Source organism: Rhizobium sp. SG741 (assembly GCF_012275435.1).
GTDB lineage: Bacteria > Pseudomonadota > Alphaproteobacteria > Rhizobiales > Rhizobiaceae > Rhizobium > Rhizobium lusitanum.
Window position 1 is genome coordinate 194105 of the sequence record NZ_JAAZQP010000001.1, and the last position, 25429, is coordinate 219533.

Sequence of the window (25429 nt, forward strand, 5' to 3'; positions counted from 1 at the left end):
GCGGCCGGCAACGCGGAGCGGTTTCGATAAGGCTTTGTTTCCGTTCGTCATGAGGATGTACAGGAATCGCCATAATGCGATGCGAAAGCAAACTTGAAAGACCGTGTGCGGCGTGGTTAGTTCCATGCCTTGCGCCATGACCGGGAACGTCGTTCCCCAGCAATGCCGTCCGTATGGGAGATTTCAATGGATCGCCGTTCCTTCATCAGGCGGGCAGGAGCAGTTGGCGCGGGTGCTGCCGCCTCCGCGCTTGCGAGCCCGGCCCTGGCCCAGGAATATCCCAAGATCACCTGGAAGATGACATCGTCCTTTCCGAAGAGCCTGGATACGATCTACGGCGGTGCCGAGGATATCGCCGCGCATGTTTCCGACGCGACAAACGGCAATTTCGTCATCCAGACCTATGAAGCCGGCGAAATCGTGCCTGGCGCGCAGGCTGCCGATGCGGTGAGCGCCGGCACGGTCGATGCCGCGCACACCTGTTCCTATTATTTCTGGAACAAGGACCCGACCTACGCCATTGGCACGGCCATTCCCTTCGGCCTGAATGCCCGGCTTACCAATGCGTGGTTCTACCAGGGCGACGGCAACAAACTGATGAACGAGTTCTATGCCACGCAAGGCATAATGGGCCTCCCGGCCGGTAATACCGGGGCGCAGATGGGCGGCTGGTTCCGCAAGGAAATCAATACGCTGGATGATCTAAAGGGCTTGAAGATGCGCATCGCGGGCCTTGCGGGTAAGGTGATCGAGAAGATCGGCGTGATACCGCAACAGGACATTGCCGTCAGTGGCGTTTACGACGCGCTGGACAAGGGCACGGTCGATGCCGCCGAATGGGTCGGCCCCTACGACGACCTGAAGCTCGGGCTGCAGAAGATCGCCAAATACTACTATTATCCCGGATGGTGGGAGGGCGGTGCTGTCGTGCACGCCTTCTTCAATCTGGAAAAATGGGGCGCGCTTCCGAAAAACTATCAGGCGATCCTGGCCGATGCCTGTGCCTTCGCCAACACCAACATGCTGGCGAAATATGATGTCAAGAACCCCCACGCGCTGAAGGATATCGTGCAGCAGGGCGTGACGCTTCGTCCTTTCAGCCAGGAGATCATGGAAGCTTGTTTTCAGGCGGCCAGCGGATTGTACGCCGATCTTTCAAAGTCGAACGCCTACTTCAAACGTATCTATGAGGATCAGGTAGCCTATAAAAAGGATGCCTATCTTTGGATGCAGCTCTCGGAATATACTTTCGATACGTTCATGATGATCCAGCAGCGGGCGGGCAAACTTTGATCGACGTTGTTTAAGCCTCGGTAATACTCTGCTTTTCATGAGTGACTTGAAACATATATCGCGGGTAGAGTAATCGTTAGGTGAATGCGCGAATACGATGTGGTGTGCAACTTTAAATCAGCGTAAGTTACCGGCATGATTGGTAAATTCGCCCGGATGCATCCTATTTGGGCAATCAAATTTTAAAACGTTTCACCTAGGGTGTCCGCCGCATCAGGGGAACTCTGAATGAAGCCTCCAAGCCCGGACACCGTACCGACAGATGTCTATCTGTCGTTCGTCAGTTCGCTTTTCGGAAACCGTAAAACGCTGTTTACGGGGGTGTTCGTTCACATCCTGACATACGTCGTCGTTTTCCTGAGTACGCGTGCAAATATATATCTCGTTCTGTGCCTGGCTTTTGCCGCTGTCTTTGCGTTACGCATGTACTCCTTCTGGTTATTCGATGCCGCCGACAAGCACAGCTTCGCGCGTGCCGATATCGCTCGTTGGGAAACCCGCTATGTGATCGGTGCTGCGGCAACCGCGTCCATTCTCGGCATCGGCAGCGGCTATGCCATCCTGATCGTGCAGGATCCGCTGGCTGAATTCATCTGCATCGCGGTGACCATGGCGTCGATGGTGTCGATCGTCGGCCGCAACTATGGTTCCCAGAAAGCGATCGACCTCCAGACCCTGGCATGCTGCCTGCCGATCATCATCGCCTGCCTGATGTCGCAACAGCTCTATAAGGCGATCGTTTCCATCATGCTCGTTCCCTTCGGGTTGACGACGCGCGCGATGGCAAACGGCGTGCGCGAGTTTCTCTATAAGAATGTCATCGCGTCGCGTGAGATATCGCAGATTGCCGACCGGTTCGACACCGCGCTCAATAATATGACGCATGGCCTGTTCATGCTGGATGCCCATAACCGTATCCTCGTGGTCAATCGCAAGGCATGCGAACTCCTGAATTTCACACATCAGGAGCAGCTGAAGGATTGCGAATTCGACGTCGTGCTGCGGTATGGTGCGCGTCATGCATTCATCGACGGCTCCTTGCCTGGATTGATCCAGCGGCAGATGGCGCAACTCGTCAGCGGTTCGCTCTCCCGCACGCTCATTCAGTTCAATGAGGATCAGTTTCTGGAGTTCGCGGCCAGCCGTCGCGCCGACGGTGTCGTTATCCTGATCTTCGAGGATGTGACAGTGCGTATCCGGGCGGAGCGCAAGATCCTGCATATGGTGCGCTACGACCCACTGACGGGCTTGCCGAACCGTGAATATTTCGTCGAGCTGGTCAAGGAGCAGCTTGCCGCTCGCACCAGAGAAAGCCAGATCGGCATCCTGGTTCTCGATGTCGACGACTTTAAACATGTGAATGACACCAAGGGGCATGTGACCGGAGACCGTCTGCTGGTCGCCATCGCTGAGCGTCTGAAGGAGCTTGCCGGCACCACGGCGCTTGCCGCGCGTCTGGTGGGCGATCAGTTCGTGCTGTTTTTCCCGAATGAGGATGGCGCGTCGGACGTGGGTAGCTGCGTGCAGGCGTTGCATGCCGCGGTGACGGGCACTTACGATGTGGATGGCAACAGCTTTCGGATTTCCTTCAGCGGCGGTTACGTGACCATGTCGAGCCGCGAATTCCGCTCGGAGGAATGGCAGATCAAGGCCGACCTGGCGCTGTTCGATGCCAAGCTGCGGATGAAGGGTGGCTGCACCGCCTTCGAAGAGGAGATGGATGCGCGCTACGTCGAGCGGCAAAAGCTGAAGGAGGATCTGCGCGAGGCGGTGGAAGCCGGCCGCCTTCAGGCGGTGTATCAGCCCATGTTCACGCCGGATGGCTCCCGCATCGATTGCTGCGAAGCCCTGGCGCGATGGATTCATCCGGAGAAGGGCTCCATCCCTCCCAACATCTTCGTGCAGATCGCCGAGGAGATGGGCATCGTTGGCGGTATCACCCGCTTCATGATCAACCAGGCCTGTCGGGATTGCGTTTCATGGCCAGCGCCAGTGTCGGTGTCGGTCAACCTCTCGGCACAGGATCTGCGCAGCAACGACATCGTCGATATCGTCATGGATGCACTGGAAGCATCGGGGCTGGAGCCGTCACGGTTGCATCTCGAAGTCACGGAAAGCTGCCTGATGGACGAGGTGGCGACAGTCCGGTCCATTCTTGCCGATCTGCGTGCCAGAGGCATCACGGTCGCCATCGATGATTTCGGAACGGGCTTCTCCAGCCTTAGCTATCTCGATTCGCTGCCCGTGGATGTCGTCAAGATCGATCGCTCCTTCGTCCGCGACATCACGACCGACAGCCGTCGTTTCAAGCTGCTGTGCGGCATCGTCGATCTCTCCCGCGCCCTCAGCCTCCACATCGTGATCGAGGGTGTGGAGACGCTCGAGCAACTGGCGCTAGTCGTTGAGAAGAACCTGGCTGACATCATCCAGGGTTATGTGTTCTCTGTTCCCGTGTCGCGCGAACAAGTCGCCGAGATGGTCGACAGCCTCAGCCGCCGGCAGCCGGCCCTGCGGCAGGACAATGTCGCGTGAGGCGGTCGAAGCTTTTCAGACCGCGTCGCTGAAGCACCTGCCCTGAAAGGCGCATAGTAACGACCGTGTCTCACCGCCCCGCCGGTGCATGCCATTCACGTCGTTCTTTCCACATCAGACCAGAGCTGACAGTCACCTGACTGCCTCCACGAATATCAGGCCTGTGCCTTCATAGGATGGTTCCGGTGGCCGCATGCGCACCTTCATGAATAGCAGTAATGCAATATTCAGAACCTGATCATATTCGAATCTATACCGGTATTCGTTGAAAAATTAACCTTTATGAACGAATAGTTAATGAAAATTTGAAACAAACATTGATCAATTTTTCTCTTAATACCAATAATGTTCCGTTAATCATAACGGAACATTAACCATGACTCATGTGAGTATTAAAGAAAGCGGCTTTGCCGGCAAGCTGATGGAGGTGCTCGATCACGTAGAATACCGCCGAATTGAAAGCAGCGAGGACATGGAGGATGTCGCGCGGCTGCGTTACAAGGCCTATAAGGCGCACGCAGTCTTGCCCGTGGCGGCCAAGAACCTGATCGACGACATAGACTTCGACGACCATGCCTATATCTTCGGCGTCTACTATTACGAGGAGCTGGTGAGCACGGTGCGGATACACCATGTCACGCCGGATCATCGCGTGTGCCAGTCAACCGGCATTTTCCCGGACGAAATTCATGCCTTCCTCGATGCCGGCATGACGTTGATCGACCCGGCACGCTTTGCCGTCGACCCCGATTTCGAGCTGGAATTGCCGGCCTTGCCCTATCTGACGCTGAGACCGGCGATCGTGGGTGCCATCTATTTCGACACCGACAGGGTGATGCAGCATATTCGTCCGGCGCATGCGGCCTTTTACAAGCGTGTGTTCTACGCCGATACGGTCGTTCCGCCCCGCATGACCAAGACCTATGGTTTCGAATTGACGCTTCTGGCATCTCGATCAAAGGAGATCCGCGGCAAGCTGATGCAGCGATATCCGTTCTTCGATTCCGAGCCCTGCGAGCGGCGCATGATGTTTTCCCGCGGCGAGGATACCGGCTCGCCTCCCTTGACCATTCTGCCGACCGCGAGACTGGCAAGCGGCGTCCGGCGTGATATTCGCGGGCAATTCGGCTAGCCTGCGCACTGATGCGACCTTCTCGTGCATTGCATTTTTCGTCGCTTTGTGTAACCCCTCGGTAGAGGAAATTCGGCTGCGGCATCTCCTTACCAGATGCCGTGGCTTTTGAGGACGAACTCCAACCGCCCGTCTGTTGTCGGGTCTTTCGGGAGGAGCGCATCGAGGGGAGATTTTTGAATGGCCGAACATAATACCGGACCCGCTGAAACCGGTGCTCCTATGGACTACAAGGAGCATGAGAAGACTTATAATCTTTTCCTCTCGAGCGCCCGGGTCGGATCTGCGATCATTGCCGCATTGTTGATCGCCATGGCGGCAGGCTTCTTCGGCCATGCCGGCTTCCTCGGTGGCGTCCTCATTTTCATTGTTCTTTCCATCGCCAGCATTATCCTGTTGCGCTGACATTCCAGCGCTGATCGACGCCGGGCCTATCTGGCTCGGGCCTTCCCGTAATTCTGCGGGCTGTCACGCCACCGCATTAGGGCGTGCGGCCGTTTGATGCGAGGTGTTGTCGTTGGGTAATTTGGTTTTCGTGGCCAAGGAAAGCGTGGCGGAGGAAGCGCGCGTCGCGGCGTCCGTCGAGACAGTGAAAAAGATGAGAAGCCTCGGCTTCGACGTCGTGATTGAAGCCGGTGCGGGCGCTTCCTCGCGCATTCCTGACCGCGAATACGAGGCCATCGGTGCGCGTATCGGCGCTGTGAAGGATGCCAAGCGGGCCGATGTCATTCTCAAGGTCAGGCGACCGACGAGCAAGGAGATGACCGGCTACAAGACCGGCGCGATCGTGATCGCCATCATGGATCCCTATGGCAACGAGGCAGCCCTTGTCGAGATGGCGCGCGCCGGGCTGACGAGCTTCGCCATGGAACTGATGCCCCGCATCACGCGCGCGCAGTCGATGGATGTCCTGTCGTCGCAGGCAAACCTTGCCGGTTATCAGGCAGTCATCGAGGCTGCCGCCGTTTATGACCGGGCGCTGCCGATGATGATGACGGCGGCGGGTACGGTGCCGGCGGCAAAGGTCTTCGTCATGGGCGCCGGCGTCGCCGGTCTGCAGGCGATCGCGACGGCAAGGCGGCTGGGTGCTCTGGTGTCGGCCACCGACGTGCGTCCGGCAGCCAAGGAGCAGGTCGCCTCGCTCGGCGCGAAATTCATCGCTGTCGAGGACGAGGAGTTCAAGGCCGCCGAAACCGCCGGCGGCTACGCCAAGGAAATGTCCGGGGAATATCAGGCCAAGCAGGCAGCGCTGGTCGCGGATCACATCGCCAAGCAGGATATCGTCATCACAACAGCGCTTATCCCTGGACGTCCTGCCCCTCGGCTTGTCAGCCGCGACATGCTGAAGGCCATGCGCCCGGGTGCGGTCGCGGTCGATCTCGCCGTCGAGCGCGGCGGCAATATCGAGGGCGTTGAATACGGCGCCGTGGCCGATGTCGAAGGCGTCAGGGTGGTCGGATATCCCAATATGGCCGGCCGGATCCCGGCGAGCGCGTCGGCTCTCTATGCCAAGAACCTCGTCACCTTCCTGGAAACGATGGTCGACAAGGACAGCAAGAGCCTCGGCCTCAATCGCGCCGACGAGTTGATCAAGGCGACGATGCTGACCGATGGCGGCGAAGTCGTGCACCCGAATTTCGTCGATCCCGACCAGCCGACGGTCAAGAAGGGAGATCTCTGAAATGGCCAGCCAAGCAATGGATCGGGCACTCCAGCAACTGAATGATGCCGTTACCGCCGTCATGACCGCTGCGGCACAAGCGCCTGAGGCGGCCAGCGCCGCAACCGGCGGGGCGATCGATCCCTTCGTCTTCCAGTTCGCGATCTTCGTGCTGGCGATCTTCGTCGGCTACTATGTGGTCTGGTCGGTGACGCCGGCCCTGCACACGCCGCTGATGGCGGTAACGAACGCCATCTCCTCGGTCATCGTCGTCGGCGCGCTGCTGGCGGTCGGTATTTCCGCCAGCGGATTGGCCACGGGCTTCGGCTTCGTGGCGCTGGTGCTCGTTTCGGTCAATATCGTCGGCGGCTTCCTTGTCACCCAGCGCATGCTGGCGATGTACAAGAAGAAAGACAAGTGAGGGCGGCATGCTGACCAATATCGCGGCTTTCCTCTATCTGGTTTCCGGCGTCCTGTTCGTTCTGGCGCTGCGCGGCCTTTCCCATCCGGCAACCAGCCGGCGCGGCAATCTGTACGGCATGATCGGCATGGGCATTGCCATCGTCACGACGTTGGTGCTGGCGACGCCGTCCTTCGGCGGCTTCGTGCTGATCGTTCTCGGCCTCGCCATCGGCGGCGGAGCGGGCGCCTACATTGCCCGTGTCATCCCAATGACCTCGATGCCGCAGCTCGTGGCCGGCTTCCACTCGCTGGTCGGCCTGGCGGCGGTTCTGGTGGCGGCGTCGGCGCTCTATACGCCGTCCTCCTTCGGCATCGGCAATATCGGATCCATCCACACCGAGGCCCGCATCGAAATGGCGATCGGTGTGGCCATCGGTGCCTTGACCTTTACCGGTTCGATCATCGCCTTCCTGAAGCTCGACGGGCGCATGTCCGGCAAGCCGATCCTGCTGCCATACCGGCACATCATCAATGCCGCCCTGCTTATCCTGATCGTGTTTTTCATCATCGGCCTTGCGGTAAGCGAAAGCCATTTCGATTTCTGGGCCGTCGTCGTCCTGTCGCTGGCGCTCGGCGTGCTCTTGATCGTGCCGATCGGCGGGGCGGACATGCCTGTTGTCGTGTCGATGCTGAATTCCTATTCCGGATGGGCGGCCGCCGGCATCGGCTTCACGCTCGGCAATCTGGCGCTCATCATCACCGGCGCGCTTGTGGGGTCCTCCGGTGCGATCCTGTCCTACATCATGTGCAAGGGCATGAACCGCTCCTTCGTCTCGGTCATTCTCGGCGGCTTCGGTGGTGAAAGCGTGTCGGGCGGCGCCGATAATTCCGACAAGACCGTCAAACTCGGCTCGGCTGAGGATGCAGCCTATCTCATGGCGAATGCCTCAAAGGTCATCATCGTGCCAGGATACGGCATGGCGGTTGCCCAGGCCCAGCATGCGCTGCGCGAGATGGCCGATCGCCTGAAGGCGCACGGCGTCGAAGTGAAATATGCTATCCATCCGGTCGCCGGACGGATGCCCGGCCATATGAACGTGCTGCTCGCCGAAGCAAACGTGCCCTATGACGAGGTGTTCGAGCTCGAGGACATCAATTCCGAATTTGCGCAGGCCGATGTCGCCTATGTCATCGGTGCCAACGACGTCACCAATCCGGCCGCGCGCGACGACAAGACCTCGCCGATCTACGGCATGCCGATCCTCGACGTCGACAAGGCCAAGACCTGCCTCTTCGTCAAGCGCTCCCTCGGCTCCGGCTATGCCGGCATCGACAATACCCTGTTCTACAAGGACGGGACGATGATGCTGCTTGGTGACGCCAAGAAGGTGACGGAAGAGATCGTCAAGGCTATGAACGAGTAACGTTCACACCCCATTCCCGATCGTAACCCGTTCTATGTTCGCTTGCGCTCCATCGTGGCGCGCGGGGCGGTGAGTATCCATACGAGGCCAGCGGGCCGGAAATCGATCTCGACATGACCGCTGAAGGATGCGGCGGCATGGGCTTTCGTGACCGTCGTGCCGAAGCCGGTCTCGGTCGGTGGTTTGACCGGCGGGCCGTCGCTTTCAGTCCAGACGAACCGGATCATCGGTCCGGTCTCACCTGGCTCGTTCGTCCATTCGATGGCAATCTTGCCCTCGGGGGCCGAGAGCGCTCCGTATTTTACCGAATTCGTTGCCAGCTCGTGCAGGATCAAGCCGAGATTCTGCACCGCTTCGGGCTTCAACAGGAAATCGTTGCCTTTTACGTCGAGCTGTTGCGGCCCTTGCAGGAAGGTCGCCAGATGGATGTCGATCACGCGGCGCAGCGAGACGCCGGACCATTGCTCGCTGGTCAGGACCTCTATCGAGCGCGCCAATCCTTCCAGCCGGTCGGCGACCGCGCGCTGGAAGGTATCGACGCTATCTGTCTGGCGTGCGAGCTGGCGGGTCATCGCCTGGGCGAGCGCCAGCAGGTTCTTGGTGCGGTGGACGAGCTCGTGCATGACGAAATGCAGCCGGTCTTCGGTGACGCTGCGGTCGAAGGACGCGTTGGAAAGCGCGACGGCCACCTGATTGGCCTCGACGACACTGCTGTCGATCGGCGACACGATCTCGCCCCGGCCCATGCGATCCGCCATGTCGGCGATGCTCTGTATGGTTATGCGCACCTGGCGCGCCAGGGCATAGACGGCGATCAGCGCGACCAGCAGCAATGTGACGCCGCCATAAATCAGGAAACGCCATGTGCTCATCAGCGATGCCTGTGCCGAGATGACAGGCCCCCACACGACCGCTTTCCATGACCAGCCGGAGATCTGCGCATAGCCGAGCAGCGAGTGCGGCAGGACCTTGTCATCCTGATAGACGCCGCTGGAAGCGATCAATTTGGGCAGAATATCCTTGTTGAATGTATCGCCGGGGGAAAGGATCGTCGGGCCGCCGGCGGCGACGACGTGGCCGGATTTGTCCAGGACCGCGGCCGACCAGCCCGGGGGGAGCGCTTCTGTCGTGATGAGCTTGGCGAGCTGATCCGCATCCTGGGTTATCGCCAATGCGGCGCCGGCCGGCGAATGATCGAGCGGGAGGGTGACGTTATAGACCCATCGACGGGCGTTCGGGCCTACGAAGACATCGGACGCCTCGATGCGTCCGGAGTCCAGCGCCGATTGCAGCGCGGCGATGTTGCCCGTCTTGCCAAGCGGCTTGCCGAGCGGCCAGCGTGTGTTCAACCGAAGTTGGCCATCCTTTTCCAGGAGCAGGACGAAAAGCGCATCGGTGCGCAACACCGTCTCCGTCCGGGTGAAAAAGGTCTCGATATCGTTGTGCTCCAACTCAGGCGAAGAGGAGAGCAGCCGCAGGGTCGTCGCCATATCCTGCAGTTGCCGATCGATCACGCGGGCCAAAGACTGGGCGTCCTGAACGGTGTCGCCTTTCAATGCATCGCGTTCATTGTTTTCGAGCTGGACCAAAAGCAGCGCGACGAAGGCGAGAATGGGCAAGGCAATCGCCAGTGCGATGGCGATCAGATAAGCCCCAATCGACGCCTTCGGGAAATGCAGCTTCCTCATGGTGCGATCAACCGATCGTACCTCGATGACGATCGGGAGCGCTTGCGGAAGCAAGAATAACGGTTCCGGTCATCATGCCAAGCGCCCCCATGCCTAGACCCTGAGCTACATACTCTCAGGGCACCCATGTTAGGGCTCGGCAAATTGCCTTGCAACATCTGAAAATTCATTGCCGTGAAATCGTAAATAATCCCGGGCGTTTACGGGGCGGTGATGCATCGTTGTGGTTGCGCGTCCGCACCCCATCGTCCGCCTTAGGCGAAGCGCGATAGTCGGAAAGGGGAGAGTTCCGTAACCTCCTTGCCATCGAGGATTTCCTCCGCTGCCAGCAGCCCGACGAGCGGCGCGAGCGTGACGCCGGAATGAAGGACCGCAAGATAGAGCCCTGGCCTGGCGTCGACACCGCCGAGGATGGGCAGGCCGTCTTTCGGTGTCGGACGATAGCCGATGGTATGGAAATCGAGTTCCAACGCATCGCCTCCCTTCAATGCCGCCTTCACCTTGGCGAAAAGCTCGCCTGCGGCTTTCTGTGGATTGTCGCCGGGAGCGGTGCCGCCGAAATCACCGCCGGCAATAATCCGGCCTTCCATCGTCTGGCGCATGTGAAGTTCCGGAGCCATCACCAGGCCGTTCAGCAGTTTCGGCGTGGGGCGGGAATGAACGATCAGACCAGGCGGCGTTTCGAGCGGCACATGAATGCCGGCCGATGCGGCAATTGCTGCCGTGCCGGCGCCGGCGGCAAGAACGACATGATCGGCGTGCATCGGCCCTTCATTTGTCTCGACGCCGGCGATCCTGCCGTTCTCAGTCAATAGACTTGTCACCTCGACACCGTGCAGAAGCCCGACGCCATGACGACCGGCGTCCTGCAGCAGCAGCTCGGCTGCAGCAACGGGCTCGACGGCGCCTTCCTCGGCGATATGCAACGCATAGTCGGGTGGGGTGGCGAGGTTCGGCTCGATCATGACGCTCGTCGCACGATTGACCGGCTGTATGCCATAGCCCCAACCATGATGTTGCGCGGCATAGGCATCCAGTGCGGCCTCCGGCATATCCCAGCACAATCCGCCACACCAGGACAGTGGCAGACCGGGCAGATCCGCCGCAAGCCGCGACCATTCGGCCATCGAGCGGTGACGGAAATGAAAATAGAACTCGGGATTGCCCCAGCTGGCATTGATCCAGGCGAAGGAATTCGGTGTTGCCTCGCCGCCAATCTTTTGCGCGATTGTCGTGACGGACGCACCCTTGCGCTGGAGATGCCAGGCGATGGAGGCGCCGATGATGCCAGCGCCGATAACGATGATTTTCTGGGGGGAGGGCATGTCGTGGTCTCGTTTGGATGGGGAGATATTCGAGACTAGGCGTTCGATGACGCAAAGAAAAGCCGCCGGACGAAGGATCGTCGGCGGCTCAACGTCTCATTGCTATGCGGCTATGTCAGGAGCCGGCGCCCACGCGCGCCAAGCCATCTCTGGCCGGCTGGTAGTTTGGATCAAGGTTGACGGCATGCTGGTAGGAACGGCGGGCTTTCGCCTTGTCGCCTTTGCGCTCGTAGACGAAGGCTTGGTTCGCCCAGGATTGGGCGACCTTGTTGTCAAGATCGATCGCATGGTTGAAGTCGGCGAAGGCGTTGTCGTCGTCGTTCTGTGCAAGATAGGAAATGCCGCGGCTGTTGTAGGGCTCGGGCGAGTTCGGGGACAGCGAGATCGCCTTGGAGAAATCGTCGATCGCCTTATCCTGCTGATTGCGCTTCTGATAGATCACGCCGCGGCCGTTGAAGGCACGGCCATCCGTCGTTCCCAAGCTGATCGCCTTGGAATAGTCGTTGAACGCGTCGTCGTCGCGACCTGACTGGCGATAGAGATTGCCCCGGCCGATATAGGCGACGTCGTAGTTGGAATTGATCTGCAGCGCGGCATTGTAGTCCGCGACCGCTTCCGGCAGCTTGCCCATGTTGCGGTAGATAAGCGCGCGGTTGGCATAGGCCTGATAGAACTTCGGATTGAGCTGTATCGCCTGATTGAAGTCCGCAAGCGCGCGGCTGAAATCTCCGCCGCGGCCGTAGGCCGTACCGCGAACATTGTAGCCTTCCGGATCCTGTGGATTGGCATTGATGACCGAGGTCAGCGAAGCGATATTCTCCGAGGAGCCCTGCGCCTTGTCGATGCGGATCACGTTATCGGTGGAAGCAGTCTGGCAGCCGGATAGGCTGATTGCGGCAAGAATCGCCAAAGCTGGCAGTGCGGCGGCGCGCTTCGAAACAAAAAAGAGCAGGTTCGAAGTACGGAGCCGTTCGGTAGTCGTGATTGCCATTATCGGGTTCGCTTTCCCATGCGTCATATCAGGCTGTTCTGATCTAATCCGATTTGTACGCAGAATAAATCAAAAAGGCGGCGGCGAACGACTCGCCCCCGCCACACATACATCTGAAAACGTCGAAAAGACGACGATTAGCGTGCGACCAAGCCTTCACGCTGCGCGCGCTTGCGTGCCAGCTTGCGAACACGACGAACAGCTTCAGCCTTCTCACGAGCACGCTTCTGCGACGGCTTTTCGTAGTAGTCGCGCATCTTCATTTCGCGGAAAATGCCTTCGCGCTGCATCTTCTTCTTGAGAGCGCGGAGAGCCTGGTCGACATTGTTATCGCGGACAAGTACCTGCACGAGAATCACGTTCCTTTGGTTTGGTTAATGCCAGCGGCGACGGCGGCGCCAGGAGGCAAAAATATAACGTTCGCGCAGCCGTAGCCTTGCGATTGGTTAGGCGAGATAGCAGATCGGTTTGTCAAAGTCTAGCCAGATCGTGAGTTTGCCGGGTAAAAAGCGGCTTGTCGAGCCCTGAATTGGGCTATTGGTACCTTCGCCGTATAGGGTGCGGACTTGGTTTTCGATGTTTAGCGACCGCTGACATGCCGGTGCAAAGGTTCTGTATCACAACCATTCGCGCGTCCGTTCAGTCGTCCGATGCGAGAGGAGGAATCACTTTATGGAATCACTCGGCCTCGTTGCTGCCGGGAGGCTGCTTGCAATGCCCATGGTTGCTTTGGTCGTTCTTGCTGCAATGCTTGCGCCTGCCGCAGCCGGTGAGGTGCGTTTTGGTAAGAACGTCCGCGTCGGCGGTCATGATTTTTCGAACCAGACCTTCGATAGCAAGCATCGCGCGAGAATCTACCTTTACAACCATAAGCCGCGCAAGGAAGGATGCATCTGGCGCAGCGACGGCCGTGGTGGCCGGGTGAAGGTTTGTCACCTACAGCGCAAGTAGGATGGAGCTGGGAATTATGAGCGATAAGACCATGCCAACGAGCGTTCGATATTACGAACGCCTCACATATGCTGGGGTGGCGGTTGTTTTGATAAATCAGGTGGTGAACTGGGATCGGACGGCCAGTCGTTTTGCTGAAGCACCATTGGCTTTCACGATTTTACAAATTGCGATTCTTTGCATCCAAATCTTCTGGGTTTGGCTGGTTGTCCATAAACGGGTGAACTGGGCGCGCTGGATGACACTTTGCGGGCAATTCGCTATGATGTTTTTGATTGGTTTCGGCTTCGGAGTACTCGCTATTAAGGGTCACGCAGAGGGAACGGTTTTCGAATTTGCTTTGCTAATTTTGATGACTTCCTTTTATTCGCTTGCCGCGTGTCTTCTTTTTACCCGTGACGCAACAATGTGGTTTGTTCTTCAAGCGGACATGAATTCGGCCACATCGGCACAGACTCCACAGATGGTTTGACGTTGCGTTCGCCCATTCTTTTTCACCGTGTCGAAAGCCGGTCCTGAATGCGTCGCAAAAGAGCCGTTGTGTCGGTTTTTGATTTGCGATCTGTATGACCCATAAAAGGGCGTCATGCCTGAAGGAGTTGAGGGCGAATGCGTAAATACTCGGTTTTTGCCGTGGCAAGGGAAGCGATGCGGGCTCACAAGGGCTGGGAGGCTCAATGGACCTCGCCGGAGCCGCGCAAGGAGTATGATGTCGTCATCATCGGCGCCGGCGGTCATGGCCTGGGCGCGGCCTATTATCTCGCCAAGGAGCACGGCATCACCAATGTCGCCGTTATCGAGAAGGGCTGGCTCGGCGGCGGCAATACCGGCCGCAACACCACGATCATCCGCTCGAACTATCTCTATGAAGAGAGCATGCACATCTACGAGCATTCGATGAAGCTCTGGGAAGGGCTGTCTCAGGATCTCAATTACAACGTCATGTATTCGCCCCGCGGCGTGATGATGCTGTCGCACAATGTGCACGACCAGCAATCGTTCAAACGGCATATCCACGCCAACCGCCTCTACGGCATCGACAATGAATGGCTGACGCCGGAGCAGGCCAAGGCCTTTTGTCCGCCGCTCGATATTTCCAGCACCGCGCGTTACCCCATCAATGGCGCCGCCCTGCAGCGTCGCGGTGGCACGGCGCGGCACGATGCGGTCGCCTGGGGCTTTGCCCGCGCGGCGTCGGATCGCGGCGTGCATATCATCCAGAATTGCGAAGTGACCGGCATCCGCCGCGGGTCGGACGGCCGCGTGACCGGTGTCGACACGAGCAAGGGCTTCATCGGTACCAAGAAGATCGGCGTTTCCGCAGCCGGTCATACCACCGTTGTCATGCAGATGGCGGGCGTGCGTGTGCCGCTGCAGTCGAGCCCATTGCAGGCGCTGGTCTCCGAGCCGCTGAAGCCGATCTTCCCCTGCGTCGTCATGTCGAACACGGTGCATGCCTATATCTCGCAGTCCGACAAGGGCGAGCTCGTTATCGGCGCCGGCACGGATCAGTATAATTCCTACAGCCAGACCGGCGGCCTGCAGATCATCACCCACACGCTGGATGCGATCTGCGAACTCTTCCCGATGTTCCGGCGCGTGAAGATGATGCGCTCCTGGGGCGGCATTGTCGACAACACGCCGGATCGGTCCGCGATCCAGTCGAAGACACCGGTGCCGGGGCTCTATGTCAACTGCGGCTGGGGCACGGGCGGCTTCAAGGCAACGCCGGGTTCGGCCAATCTGTTTGCGCATCTGATTGCCCGCGACGAGCCGCACAAATTCAATGCCGGGCTTAATCTGGATCGTTTCCGCACTGGCCGATTGATCGACGAGGCGGCAGCGGCTGCCGTGGCGCATTGATGCTGGCGGCGGTCGGGATCGTTCTTGCGGCGGGATTTTCGCTTCCGGCAGGGACGATCGTGACCAAGGTCAGCGATCTCTTTCCGGGGGCCGGGGATGTTCGCATGCAGGTGATCCACAAGGCACAGGACGAAGCGGATTGGCCGTTCGTGGCCGAAAGCGGCGTGCTTGCCTGCGTCAAGGTGCTGAACAAGCCGGCCGTTTATTTCGTGCCGGAACAGACGCCGGCGGCCACGAGGGCTTTCGAAGTCGACACGGATCTGCTGGGCATGAGTCTGATCAATCTGGGGATGACCAACGTGCTGAAACCCTACGGGTCGCTGGAGGCGCTGCTGAAGCGCATAACGCCTTTCGTCACCATGGGACGGCAGCTTTGCGCGCAGCCTCCCGGTACAAGCCTTTCCGGCTCCGAGCTTTAACACAGGTAGAAAACGATGCTGCTGATTTACTGCCCCTATTGCGAGGAAGAGCGTTCGGAACTCGAATTCCGCAACGCCGGCGACGCGCATATCGTGCGGCCGGCCAATATCGCCGGGATCTCTGACGAGGAATTCGAGGAATATTTCTTCCTGCGCGACAATCCGAAGGGCCTGATCTTCGAACGCTGGCGGCATATCCATGGCTGCGGCCGCTTCTTCAATGCGGCGCGCGACACGGTGAGCGACCATTTCTACCGCACCTACAAGGCCGGCGAGCCGAAGCCGGATCCTTCAACGCTGCTGCCGGGCGCATCCGAGCCGATAGCCCCGAGCCAGTGCGAACAAGAACAGACGGCACAAAAAGAGGGATTTGCTGAATGAGCGGCGCCAATCGTATTGCGGGCAAGGGGCGTCTGACGCCCGCCAGAACCGCCCGCTTCACCTTTGACGGCAAAAGCTACACGGCGCTCGAAGGCGACACCGTCGCCTCCGCACTGCTTGCCAATGGCGTTCATCTCGTCGGCCGTTCGTTCAAGTATCATCGCCCGCGCGGCATCCTGTCGGCCGGAGCCGAGGAGCCGAATGCGCTGCTCGACATCTCCCGCGATGCGGCCCGGCGCCAGCCGAACGTCCGCGCCAGCGTGCAGGAGGTGTTCGACGGCATGAAGGCGCAGTCGCAGAACCGTTGGCCGTCGCTCGCCTTCGATATCGGCGGCGTCAACAATTTGATGTCGCCCTTCTTTGCCGCCGGCTTCTACTACAAGACCTTCATGTGGCCGAAGGCGGCCTGGAAGCACATTTACGAGCCCTTCATCCGTCGCGCTGCCGGCCTTGGCGTCGCGCCGACGGAAGAGGATCCGGATCACTATGCCAGCCGCTATGCCCATTGCGACGTGCTGGTCGTCGGCGCCGGCATTTCCGGCCTCTCGGCGGCATTGGCCGCTGCCGAAGCCGGCGCGAAGGTCATCCTCTGCGATGAGCAGGCGGAAGCGGGCGGCGCGCTGCGCTTCGATACCGGCGTCAAGATCGACGGCGTCGAGGGCTATGCCTGGGCGCAGGAGATTGTTGCCAGGCTGAAGGCGATGCCGAATGTCGAGGTGCTGACCCGCACGACGGCCTTCGGCTACTACAATCACAATTTCTTCGGGCTTGCCGAGCGGGTGACCGATCATCTGGCGAAGCCGGGCCGCAACCTGCCGCGCGAGCGCCTGTGGCAGGTCCGCGCCAAGCGCGTCGTCCTGGCGACGGGCGCGATCGAACGCCACATGGTGTTCCCGAACAACGACCGGCCGGGCATCATGCTGGCATCGGCCGCGCGCGCCTTTCTCAACCATTATGGCGTCGCCGTCGGTGCCAAGATCGGCGTCTATACCGCGCATGATTCGGCCTACGAAGCCGCTTTCGATCTCAAGCGCGCCGGTGTCTCAGTCGTTGCCATCGTCGACAGCCGGGTGCGGCCGGGCGAGGCAGTCGTTGCCGAGGCAAAGCGGCTCGGCATCGAGGTCATGGCTGATTATGCTGTTGTCGATACGGCCGGCAAGCTGCGGGTCTCGTCCATGACCGTTGCGCGCAATGGCAGCTCCAGCTCTCGCAAGATCGCCGTGGATGCGCTGCTGGTTTCGGCCGGCTGGACGCCGTCGGTGCATCTGTTCTCGCAATCGCGCGGCAAGCTGAAGTTCGATGCGGAGAAGCAGCGTTTCCTGCCGGGCACCTATGTCCAGGATTGTCTTTCCGTCGGCGCATGCAACGGCACCGACGGGCTGCAGGCGGCAATCGAGGAATCACTTGCCGCCGGCGAGCTCATGGCGCGCGCAGCCGGAGCAAGTGGCGGGGAAAAGATCCAGCTCCAGGCGGAGCAGGCTTTCGAATGGACCGGTGGCATGATCGGTGCTGCCGAGGGCGCAGGACCGGACACCAATGCCAAGGCCTTCGTCGATTTCCAGCACGACGTCTGCGCCAAGGATATCCGCCTTGCCGTGCGCGAGGGCATGCATTCCATCGAGCATATCAAGCGCTTCACCACCAACGGCATGGCGTCCGACCAGGGCAAGCTTTCCAATATGCACGGGCTGGCGATCGCCGCCGAAATGCTTGGCAAGGATATCCCGCAGGTGGGTCTCACCACCTTCCGCGCTCCCTATACGCCGGTCACTTACGGCACGCTGATCAGCCATTCGCGCGGGTCTCTTTTCGATCCCGCCCGCAAGACGCCGATGCATGCCTGGGAAGAGGCGCATGGCGCAATCTTCGAGGATGTCGGCAACTGGAAGCGCGCGTGGTTCTATCCGCGCGCCGGAGAAACCATGCATCAGGCCGTCGACCGCGAATGCCGCACGGCGCGCGAGGTGGCGGGCGTGTTCGATGCCTCGACGCTCGGCAAAATCGAGGTGGTCGGGCCGGATGCGGCGGAGTTCCTGAACCTGATCTACACCAACGCCTGGGACACGCTGAAGCCCGGCCGCTGCCGCTACGGCATCATGCTGCGCGAGGACGGTTTCGTCTATGACGACGGCGTCGTCGGACGTCTGGCAGACGACCGCTTCCACGTGACCACCACAACCGGCGGCGCACCGCGTGTGCTGCATCACATGGAAGACTATCTCCAGACGGAATTCCCGCATCTGAAAGTCTGGCTAACGTCGACGACCGAACAATGGGCTGTCATTGCCGTGCAGGGTCCGAAGGCGCGCGAGATCATCGAGCCGCTGGTCGAGGGGCTCGATCTTTCCAACGAGGCCTTCCCGCATATGAGCGTGGCCGAGTGCAAGGTGTGCGGCGTGCCGGCGCGGCTGTTCCGCGTCTCGTTTACCGGTGAGGTCGGCTATGAAATCAACGTGCCGGCCGATTACGGCCGGTCGGTTCTCGAAGCCGTCTGGGCGCGGGCCGAGCCGCTGGGCGCCTGCGCCTATGGCACCGAGACCATGCACATACTGCGCGCCGAAAAGGGCTATATCATCGTCGGTCAGGATACCGACGGCACGGTGACGCCAGACGATGCCGGTCTCTCATGGGCCGTCTCCAAGAAGAAGACGGATTTCGTCGGCATCCGCGGCCTGAAGCGGCCTGATCTCATCAAGGACGGCCGCAAGCAGCTCGTCGGCCTCGTCACTCGCGATCCGAAGGTGGTGCTGGAGGAAGGCGCGCAGATTGTCGCCGATCCCAATGAGCAGAAGCCGATGACCATGCTCGGACATGTCACTTCAGCCTACTGGTCGGAAAATCTCGGCCGCTCCATCGCCTTCGCTTTGGTCGCCGGCGGCCGCGATCGCCTGGGCAAGACGCTCTATGTGCCGATGCCCGACAAGACGATATCAGTCGAGGTGACGGATCTGGTGTTCTTTGACAAGGAAGGAGGCCGGATCAATGGTTGATCTTGCAACCCGTAAACTGCCGCTCGCCGGCCGCCACGGCGGTTCCGCCACCGTCAGGCTGACGCCTGCCGCGCCCGCAAGCCGCATTTCGCTGCGCGCGCCGAGCGATTCCATCGGCGGCCTTTCGCAGGCGCTCGGCCTGCAAATGCCGAACCGGCCGAAGACCTCTGCCAGCGCCAACGGCCGTCATGCCCTTTGGCTTGGCCCGGACGAATGGCTCGTCATCGATGAGAACGGCGCCGATCTGGTCGGCCTTGCGGCCTCGGCCGGCGTGCTGCACTCGGCAGTCGATGTCTCGCATCGCAATACCGCCGTGATCGTGTCCGGCCCCGGCGCGGAAGCAACGCTTTCGGGCGGCTGCCCGCAGGATCTTTCGCTGCAGGCTTTCCCAGTCGGCGCCTGCTCGCGCACGCTGTTTGGCAAGGTCGAAGTCGTGCTGCTGCGGCTCGACGAGGAAACGTTCCGCGTCGAGGTCTGGCGCTCCTTCTCTGACTATGCCTTCGGCCTTCTGGCCGAAGCGGCGGAGGATGCGAGCCTTTAATGGCTCCGCATCCCGGCTGGTCAGGCTTCTACCGGCCGATCCTTCGGATCGAACTGCGATATGGTCGTCCATGTCGCAGTCAATGCCGGCTTGCGTTCATTCTCGATTTCGACCGTCACATCATAGGTTAGCATCAGCATATTGGCGCCGCGCAGCCGGGTTTCGGCGAGCATGAAACGGCCGCGCACGCGCGCGCCGCATTTGACCGGCGACATGAAACGGATCTTCTCGAAGCCGTAGTTGATGCCCATGGTCTGCTCGCGGATCTTAGGCAGGGCGCTGTAGTTCAGCGCCGAGAGTAGCGAGAGCGTCAGAAAGCCATGCGCGATGGTACCGCCATAGGGCGTTTCCGCTTTAGCGCGCTCGGGATCGACGTGGATGAACTGGTGATCGTGCGTCGCGTCGGCGAAGGTATCGATCATAGTCTGGTCGACCGCGAGCCAATCGGAAATGCCGATCTCCGTTCCCACACGTTTCATGATTTCAACAAGCGAGATATCGCCGGGCATTCCCATCCTCGTCAGTCTAAGGGGTCAATGGCCCTTTCTGGCGAATTGGGACAGAAAGTGCAACCGGGTCAAAATTCGACGAAGAAACTGACGGAGCGGGCGGGGATCGTGATCTGCTCGCCGGCTAATGGTTCACCCGACGGGCTCAACAGCGACCAACCGCCTTTTTCGGATGGTGGCAGCGTGGCGTGGAGTTCGTCGGCTGCGCGATTGAGGAGGATGGCGAGTCGCACTGGCCGGCCGGCTTCTTGGTCTTGCGTCTCGATTGCCATGGCGAGCACGTCGGCTGCCGGTGCATCCCAGTCCGGCACGGACATCGGCGTACCCGCGGCGGAAAACCAGAGGATGTCGCCGTCCCCCTTGAAGAAGTCCATATCGCTGAAGGCGCTGAAGCGGCGGCGTAGGCCTGCAAGCCACGCCGTGTGGCCGATCAGATCCTCGTCGAGGGCTGACCAGTCCATCCAGGTGATGGCATTGTCCTGGCAATAGGCATTGTTGTTGCCTTGCTGGCTGCGACCGCCTTCGTCGCCGGCCGTCAGCATGATCGTGCCGCGCGTGGCAAAGAGCGTCGAAAGCATAGCTTCGATGTCGGCGCGGCGCTTGTTCTGGATGGTCTGGTCGTCCGTCTTGCCTTCGGTGCCGTTGTTCCAGGAGAAATTCTCGTTGTGACCGTCGCGGTTGTTCTCGCCGTTGGCTTCATTGTGCTTTTCGGCATAGGAGACGAGGTCCATCAGCGTGAAGCCGTCATGGGCGGCGAGGAAGTTGACGCTGCGCGTCTGCGTGCGGCCGTCGCGGCCGAAGATGGAGGAGGAGCCGGCAAGGATCGTCGCCAGATCGCCGATCCTGCTGTCACCGCGCCAGAAGCGGCGGAGATCATCGCGGGCGCGGTCGTTCCATTCGAGAAAAGGTGCTGGAAAATTCCCCAGCTGATAGCCGCCGGGACCAATGTCCCAGGGTTCGGCGATGAGGATGCGATCCTGAAGTACGTCATCCGCCAGCATGGTGCGCAGTGTCATGCTTTCGGGATCGAACCCCTTGGTGCCCCGCCCGATCACCGTGGCAAGGTCGAAGCGGAAACCGTCGATGCCGGCGTGCTGGACGAAATGGCGGAGGCTGTCGATGATGAGCTTGCGCGTCGCCGGCAGGTCGCAGGCGACGGTATTGCCGGTGCCTGTGTCGTTGACCAGCGTGCCGGGCTGATCCGGCAGATGACGGAAATAGGTTGGGTTGTCGAGACCGCGCAGCGATAGCGTCGGCCCCTGGCGATCGCTTTCGCCCGTGTGGTTGAAGACGAGATCGAGGATGACCGCGATCCCCTCGGCATGGAGAGCCGCGACCGTCTCGCGTAACTCCGTGATACCGCCGGGCACGAGACGCGGGTCGAGCGCCATGAAGGCGACGGGATTGTAGCCCCAGCCGTTGGTGAGACCGAGCGGCGGCAGGTGCCGTTCGTCGATCCAGGCGGTGATCGGCATCAGCTCGATGGCATTCACCTGGAGGCGCTTGAGATGGGCGATGACGGAGGGATGGGCGAGGGCGCCGAGCGTGCCGCGCTTTTCCACCGGCACGTCCGGATGCAGCATGGTGAACGGCTTGACGGCGATCTCGTAGATCAGGCCGCCCGGCTGAAACAGCGGCTTGGCCGGGGCAACAGTGACATCGCGTGAGACGATCGCCTTCGGCATGAGATCCTGCGTGTCTTCGCCGAAGGTTCCGAGGCGCGGATCGTATCGGAACGGCCGGTCGATCTCCTTGGCATAGGGATCGATCAGCAGTTTGGACGGATCGAACCACAAGCCTTGGTCGGGATCGTATGTGCCGTGGGCGCGCAGGCCATAACGCATGCCCTCCTTGGCACCCTTGACGAAAAGGCGATGCTCGTCGCCGTCGCGGGTCAATGGCAGGCGCGAGATTTCCTTCTTGCCCTCGGCATCGAACAGGCAAAATTCGATCCGTTCGGCATGTCTGGACCAGACGGCAAATTCAATGCCCGTTTCGGTGAGGGTAGCGCCAAGGCAGCGGATTGTCGGCTCTGACATGTCTGGCGGGCTTTCCGGATCGCTAGAGATGGTTCCCTCTCCCTGCTTGCGGGGAGAGCTGGGGTGAGGGGCAGAGCGTCCGGCAAGTTCTGCGTTCGCGGCGAATTTTGAGAAGGCCCCTCATCCGACCAGTCGCCGCTTCACTTCATTCGGCGGCTCCCAGCCACCTTCTCCCCGCAAATGTGGGGAGAAGGGGCTTAATCCGTAGGTTCAGGTGATAACAGTCGGGGCGTCGCGGCCGGTGCGGCCCTTGATGTCAGCGATTTCCTGGGCTGCGGTGATGAGGTCTGCGAGCGCTTCCTGCGTCTCGATGTTGTGACGGGTCGGGTCGGGCTCGTAGCGTTCGATGTAGACGCGCAGGGTCGCGCCCGTCGTGCCGGTGCCAGACAGGCGGAAGACGACACGGGAGCCGCCCTCGAACAGGATGCGGATGCCCTGATGCTGGCTGACGGACTTATCGACCGGATCGTGATAGGCGAAGTCGTCGGCGGCGGAAACAGTGAGATCGCCATACTTCGTGCCCGGCAGGGTCGGCAGCTTCTCGCGCAGCGCGGCAATCAGGCCGTTGGCGGCATCGGTGTCGACGCCTTCATAGTCGTGGCGGGAATAATAGTTGCGGCCGTAGGTGGCCCAATGCTGCGTGACGATATCGACGACGCTTTCGCCGCGCACGGCGAGAATGTTGAGCCAGAGCAGCACAGCCCAAAGGCCGTCCTTTTCGCGAACGTGGTTGGAGCCGGTGCCCGAGCTTTCCTCGCCGCAAATCGTCGCCATGCCGGCATCGAGCAGGTTGCCGAAGAATTTCCAGCCGGTCGGGGTTTCGTACATCCCAATGCCGCGCTTTTCGGCGACGCGGTCGGCAGCACCGCTGGTCGGCATGGAGCGGGCGATACCGGCGATGCCGTGCGAATAACCGGGCGCGAGGTTGGCGTTGGCCGCGAGGATCGCCAGACTGTCCGACGGCGTGACGTAGATGCCCTTGCCGATGATCAGGTTACGGTCGCCGTCGCCATCCGATGCCGCGCCGAAGTCGGGCGCATCGTCGCCCATCATCTCGTCGTAGAGCTCCTTGCAGTGGACGAGGTTCGGGTCAGGGTGATGGCCGCCGAAGTCGGGCAGTGGCAGGAAGTTGCGCACCGATCCATCGGGCGCCCCGAGGCGGATCTCGAAGATCTCCTTGGCATAGGGCCCGGTGACCGCGCTCATCGCATCGAAGCAGAGGCGGAAGCCGAGGCTGATCAGGTTGCGGATGGCGCCGAAATCGAACAGCTCCTCCATCAGGGCAGCGTAGTCTTCGACGGGGTCGATGACAGAAACGATCATGCCGCCGATATCTTCGCGGGCGATGCGGTCGAGATTGATGTCCGGAAAATCCGATATCTTGTAGCTGTCGATGACCTTGGAGCGCTCGTAGATGGCATCCGTGATCTTTTCCGGCGCCGGGCCGCCATTGCCGATATTGTACTTGATGCCGAAATCTTCGGTCGGGCCACCGGGATTGTGGCTGGCCGACAATATGATGCCGCCGAACGCCTTGTACTTGCGGATGATGTGCGAGGCAGCGGGCGTCGAGAGGATGCCGCCCTTGCCGACCATCACTTTGCCGAAGCCGTTTGCGGCGGCCATCTTGATGGCCTTCTGAATGACGTCGCGATTGTAGTAGCGGCCGTCGCCGCCGATGACCAGGCACTTGCCCTGATAGCCTTCGAGCGAATCGAAAATCGATTGAATGAAGTTTTCCGCGTAATTCGGCCGCTGGAATTCGGGAACCTTCTTTCGCAGGCCCGAGGTGCCGGGTTTTTGATCCGCGTAGGGGGTGGTGGATACGGTTTTAATCATCGGGTTAAGCGCCTCTCGAGACAAGACTGGAGTAGAGAGCGGCGTAGCGTTCTGCGCTTCTGCCCCAGGATACGTCGGATTTCATGCCCTGCTTTTGCATCTGCGTCCAGACCTTTCGATCCTGGAAAAGGTGCATGGCACGGCGCATGGCTTGCAGCAGCCCTCCGGCAGTGACGGGAGAAAACTGAATGCCGGTCGCGACTTTGGCCTGCAGCGCGGCGTGGTTGGCGTCGATAATGGTATCGTTGAGCCCGCCCGTACGCGCGACAATCGGCAGACAGCCATAGCGTAAGCCATAAAGCTGCGTGAGGCCACAGGGTTCGAAACGCGAGGGGATGATAATCGCGTCGCAACCGCCCTGCATGATATGCGACATCGGCTCGTTATAGCCGGCCGACACCCCGACGCGGCCGCGATGGCGGCCGGCTGCGGCGAACAACGCGCCTTCCAGCGCTGCATCACCGGCGCCCAGGATGGCGAGCTTGCCGCCCATGTGAACGATCTCGCTGGCGACGCCGGCCAGAAGATCCATGCCTTTCTGCCAGGTGAGGCGGCTGACGACGCAGAAGATCGGCCCATCATCGTGGTCAAGCCCGAAGTATTCGATGACGCGCTCACGGTTGACTGCGCGGTCCTTGAGTGTCGCGGCGCTATAGGTCTGCGCGATCATCGCGTCGGTCGCAGGGTTCCAGATGTCATCGTCGATGCCGTTGACGATGCCGTGGAGGCTGTTCGCCCTGCTGGCGATGACACCCTCGAGACCCATGCCGAATTCCGGCGTCAGGATTTCCTCGGCATAGGACGGGCTGACGGTGGTCAGCGCATGGGCCGTCTGCAGGCCGCCCTTGAGGAAGCCGACATCGCCATAATATTCGACGCCTTCCATGGAAAAGGCGTGCGCCGGCAAGCGCAGGCCGGGGAAGATGCCGGGGCCGAATTGACCCTGAAAGGCAATGTTGTGGATCGTGAGCACACTCGGCAGTTCCGGCGTCGGATAGTAGCGCATGTAGACCGGCACCAGGGCGGATTGCCAGTCATGGGCATGCACCAGATCCGGCTGCCAGCCGGGCAATCGGCCGGCGGCGATTTCCGCGCCGGCCAGCGACAAGGCGGCGAAACGCCGCCAGTTGTCAGGGTAATCCCTTCCCGTGGCATCGACATAGGGTCCGCCGGTGCGGCTGTAGTAGGCCGGCGCATCGAGCACGAGGAAGGAAATGCCGCCATGCTCGACTTCCAGCACGGTCGCTTGTTCGCCGAGCAGATCGGTGAATTCAAGGCGAACCACTGGGTTGCGAATGGCTTTCATCACCGCGGGATAGCCCGGGATGAGGGTCCTGGTTTCGACACCATAGGGTCTCAGTGCAATGGGCAGGGCGCCGGCCACATCGGCCAGGCCCCCCGTCTTGATCAGGGGGAAAACCTCGGATGCAACCGAAAGGACCTTCATGCC

The 25429-nt window shown here is 60.5% G+C and carries 22 protein-coding genes; 14 read left to right on the top strand and 8 right to left on the bottom strand.

Translation table 11 applies throughout. The annotated features are described in order from the left end of the window. The first annotated feature begins 186 nt into the window (after positions 1 to 186). The 7 genes from FHT29_RS01040 (at position 187) to FHT29_RS01070 (ending at position 8443) form a co-directional block, all read left to right on the top strand. Complete coding sequence (locus FHT29_RS01040) at positions 187 to 1293, top strand: TRAP transporter substrate-binding protein (RefSeq protein ID WP_037196336.1); 1107 nt, start codon at positions 187 to 189, stop codon at positions 1291 to 1293. A gap of 228 nt (positions 1294 to 1521) precedes the next feature. Beyond that, on the top strand, positions 1522 to 3825 hold the full coding sequence (locus FHT29_RS01045) for an EAL domain-containing protein (RefSeq protein ID WP_047555306.1): 2304 nt from the start codon (positions 1522 to 1524) through the stop codon (positions 3823 to 3825). 376 nt (positions 3826 to 4201) lie between these two features. Continuing rightward, positions 4202 to 4957, top strand: coding sequence for a hypothetical protein (locus FHT29_RS01050; RefSeq protein ID WP_037196338.1), 756 nt, complete (start codon positions 4202 to 4204; stop codon positions 4955 to 4957). A 180-nt stretch (positions 4958 to 5137) separates the two neighbouring features. Then, complete coding sequence (locus FHT29_RS01055; protein ID WP_037196339.1) at positions 5138 to 5362, top strand: aa3-type cytochrome c oxidase subunit IV; 225 nt, start codon at positions 5138 to 5140, stop codon at positions 5360 to 5362. 112 nt (positions 5363 to 5474) lie between these two features. Beyond that, a complete protein-coding gene (locus tag FHT29_RS01060; protein ID WP_037196340.1) occupies positions 5475 to 6638 on the top strand; it encodes a Re/Si-specific NAD(P)(+) transhydrogenase subunit alpha in 1164 nt (387 codons plus the stop codon). 1 nt (position 6639) lies between these two features. Next, a complete protein-coding gene (locus tag FHT29_RS01065) occupies positions 6640 to 7038 on the top strand; it encodes a proton-translocating transhydrogenase family protein (protein ID WP_037196341.1) in 399 nt (132 codons plus the stop codon). Positions 7039 to 7048: 10 nt separating this feature from the next. Further along, on the top strand, positions 7049 to 8443 hold the full coding sequence (locus FHT29_RS01070; RefSeq protein WP_037196584.1) for an NAD(P)(+) transhydrogenase (Re/Si-specific) subunit beta: 1395 nt from the start codon (positions 7049 to 7051) through the stop codon (positions 8441 to 8443). A gap of 32 nt (positions 8444 to 8475) precedes the next feature. On the opposite strand, the gene FHT29_RS01075 is transcribed toward FHT29_RS01070, so the two are convergent. From FHT29_RS01075 to rpsU, 4 genes are all read right to left on the bottom strand, one after another. Continuing rightward, positions 8476 to 10131, bottom strand: a complete 1656-nt coding sequence (locus FHT29_RS01075; RefSeq protein WP_037196585.1) for a sensor histidine kinase — start codon at positions 10129 to 10131, stop codon at positions 8476 to 8478. A 254-nt stretch (positions 10132 to 10385) separates the two neighbouring features. Further along, complete coding sequence (locus tag FHT29_RS01080) at positions 10386 to 11456, bottom strand: FAD-binding oxidoreductase (protein ID WP_047555307.1); 1071 nt, start codon at positions 11454 to 11456, stop codon at positions 10386 to 10388. A gap of 115 nt (positions 11457 to 11571) precedes the next feature. Further along, on the bottom strand, positions 11572 to 12447 hold the full coding sequence (locus tag FHT29_RS01085) for a tetratricopeptide repeat protein (RefSeq protein WP_037196343.1): 876 nt from the start codon (positions 12445 to 12447) through the stop codon (positions 11572 to 11574). Between the two features lie 137 nt (positions 12448 to 12584). Continuing rightward, complete coding sequence (rpsU, locus tag FHT29_RS01090) at positions 12585 to 12797, bottom strand: 30S ribosomal protein S21 (RefSeq protein ID WP_003585885.1); 213 nt, start codon at positions 12795 to 12797, stop codon at positions 12585 to 12587. Positions 12798 to 13161: 364 nt separating this feature from the next. Here rpsU and FHT29_RS01095 point away from each other — a divergent pair, with 364 nt between their 5' ends. The 7 genes from FHT29_RS01095 to FHT29_RS01125 all read left to right on the top strand — a co-directional run bounded on the left by FHT29_RS01095 (position 13162) and on the right by FHT29_RS01125 (position 19592). After that, entirely contained in the window at positions 13162 to 13398 is a 237-nt protein-coding gene (locus tag FHT29_RS01095; RefSeq protein WP_052211992.1) for a hypothetical protein, read from the top strand. A 16-nt stretch (positions 13399 to 13414) separates the two neighbouring features. Beyond that, positions 13415 to 13870, top strand: coding sequence for a hypothetical protein (locus FHT29_RS01100; protein ID WP_131511946.1), 456 nt, complete (start codon positions 13415 to 13417; stop codon positions 13868 to 13870). Positions 13871 to 14007: 137 nt separating this feature from the next. Beyond that, entirely contained in the window at positions 14008 to 15261 is a 1254-nt protein-coding gene (locus tag FHT29_RS01105) for a sarcosine oxidase subunit beta family protein (RefSeq protein WP_047555310.1), read from the top strand. Then, complete coding sequence (locus tag FHT29_RS01110) at positions 15261 to 15680, top strand: hypothetical protein (RefSeq protein WP_037196346.1); 420 nt, start codon at positions 15261 to 15263, stop codon at positions 15678 to 15680. Before FHT29_RS01105 ends, FHT29_RS01110 begins: the two co-directional genes overlap by 1 nt. Positions 15681 to 15695: 15 nt before the next feature. Continuing rightward, on the top strand, positions 15696 to 16061 hold the full coding sequence (locus tag FHT29_RS01115; protein WP_047555311.1) for a sarcosine oxidase subunit delta: 366 nt from the start codon (positions 15696 to 15698) through the stop codon (positions 16059 to 16061). Continuing rightward, positions 16058 to 19051, top strand: coding sequence for a sarcosine oxidase subunit alpha (locus FHT29_RS01120; RefSeq protein WP_047555312.1), 2994 nt, complete (start codon positions 16058 to 16060; stop codon positions 19049 to 19051). Before FHT29_RS01115 ends, FHT29_RS01120 begins: the two co-directional genes overlap by 4 nt. Further along, positions 19044 to 19592 carry a sarcosine oxidase subunit gamma gene (locus FHT29_RS01125; protein WP_037196349.1) on the top strand — a complete coding sequence of 183 codons (549 nt, stop codon included), beginning with the start codon at positions 19044 to 19046 and terminating at the stop codon, positions 19590 to 19592. The genes FHT29_RS01120 and FHT29_RS01125 overlap by 8 nt, the downstream gene beginning before the upstream one ends. 20 nt (positions 19593 to 19612) lie before the next feature. Here the strand turns inward: FHT29_RS01125 and FHT29_RS01130 are convergent, their stop codons facing one another. From FHT29_RS01130 to glgA, 4 genes are all read right to left on the bottom strand, one after another. Continuing rightward, a complete protein-coding gene (locus tag FHT29_RS01130) occupies positions 19613 to 20101 on the bottom strand; it encodes a MaoC family dehydratase (protein WP_047555313.1) in 489 nt (162 codons plus the stop codon). Between the two features lie 68 nt (positions 20102 to 20169). Continuing rightward, the gene (glgX, locus tag FHT29_RS01135; RefSeq protein WP_168599013.1) at positions 20170 to 22140 is read right to left on the bottom strand and encodes a glycogen debranching protein GlgX; all 1971 of its coding nucleotides are present in this window, start codon (positions 22138 to 22140) and stop codon (positions 20170 to 20172) included. A 210-nt stretch (positions 22141 to 22350) separates the two neighbouring features. Next, the gene (locus tag FHT29_RS01140) at positions 22351 to 23979 is read right to left on the bottom strand and encodes an alpha-D-glucose phosphate-specific phosphoglucomutase (RefSeq protein WP_047555315.1); all 1629 of its coding nucleotides are present in this window, start codon (positions 23977 to 23979) and stop codon (positions 22351 to 22353) included. A gap of 4 nt (positions 23980 to 23983) precedes the next feature. Continuing rightward, a complete protein-coding gene (gene glgA / locus FHT29_RS01145) occupies positions 23984 to 25426 on the bottom strand; it encodes a glycogen synthase GlgA (protein ID WP_047555316.1) in 1443 nt (480 codons plus the stop codon). Positions 25427 to 25429: the final 3 nt, after the last annotated feature.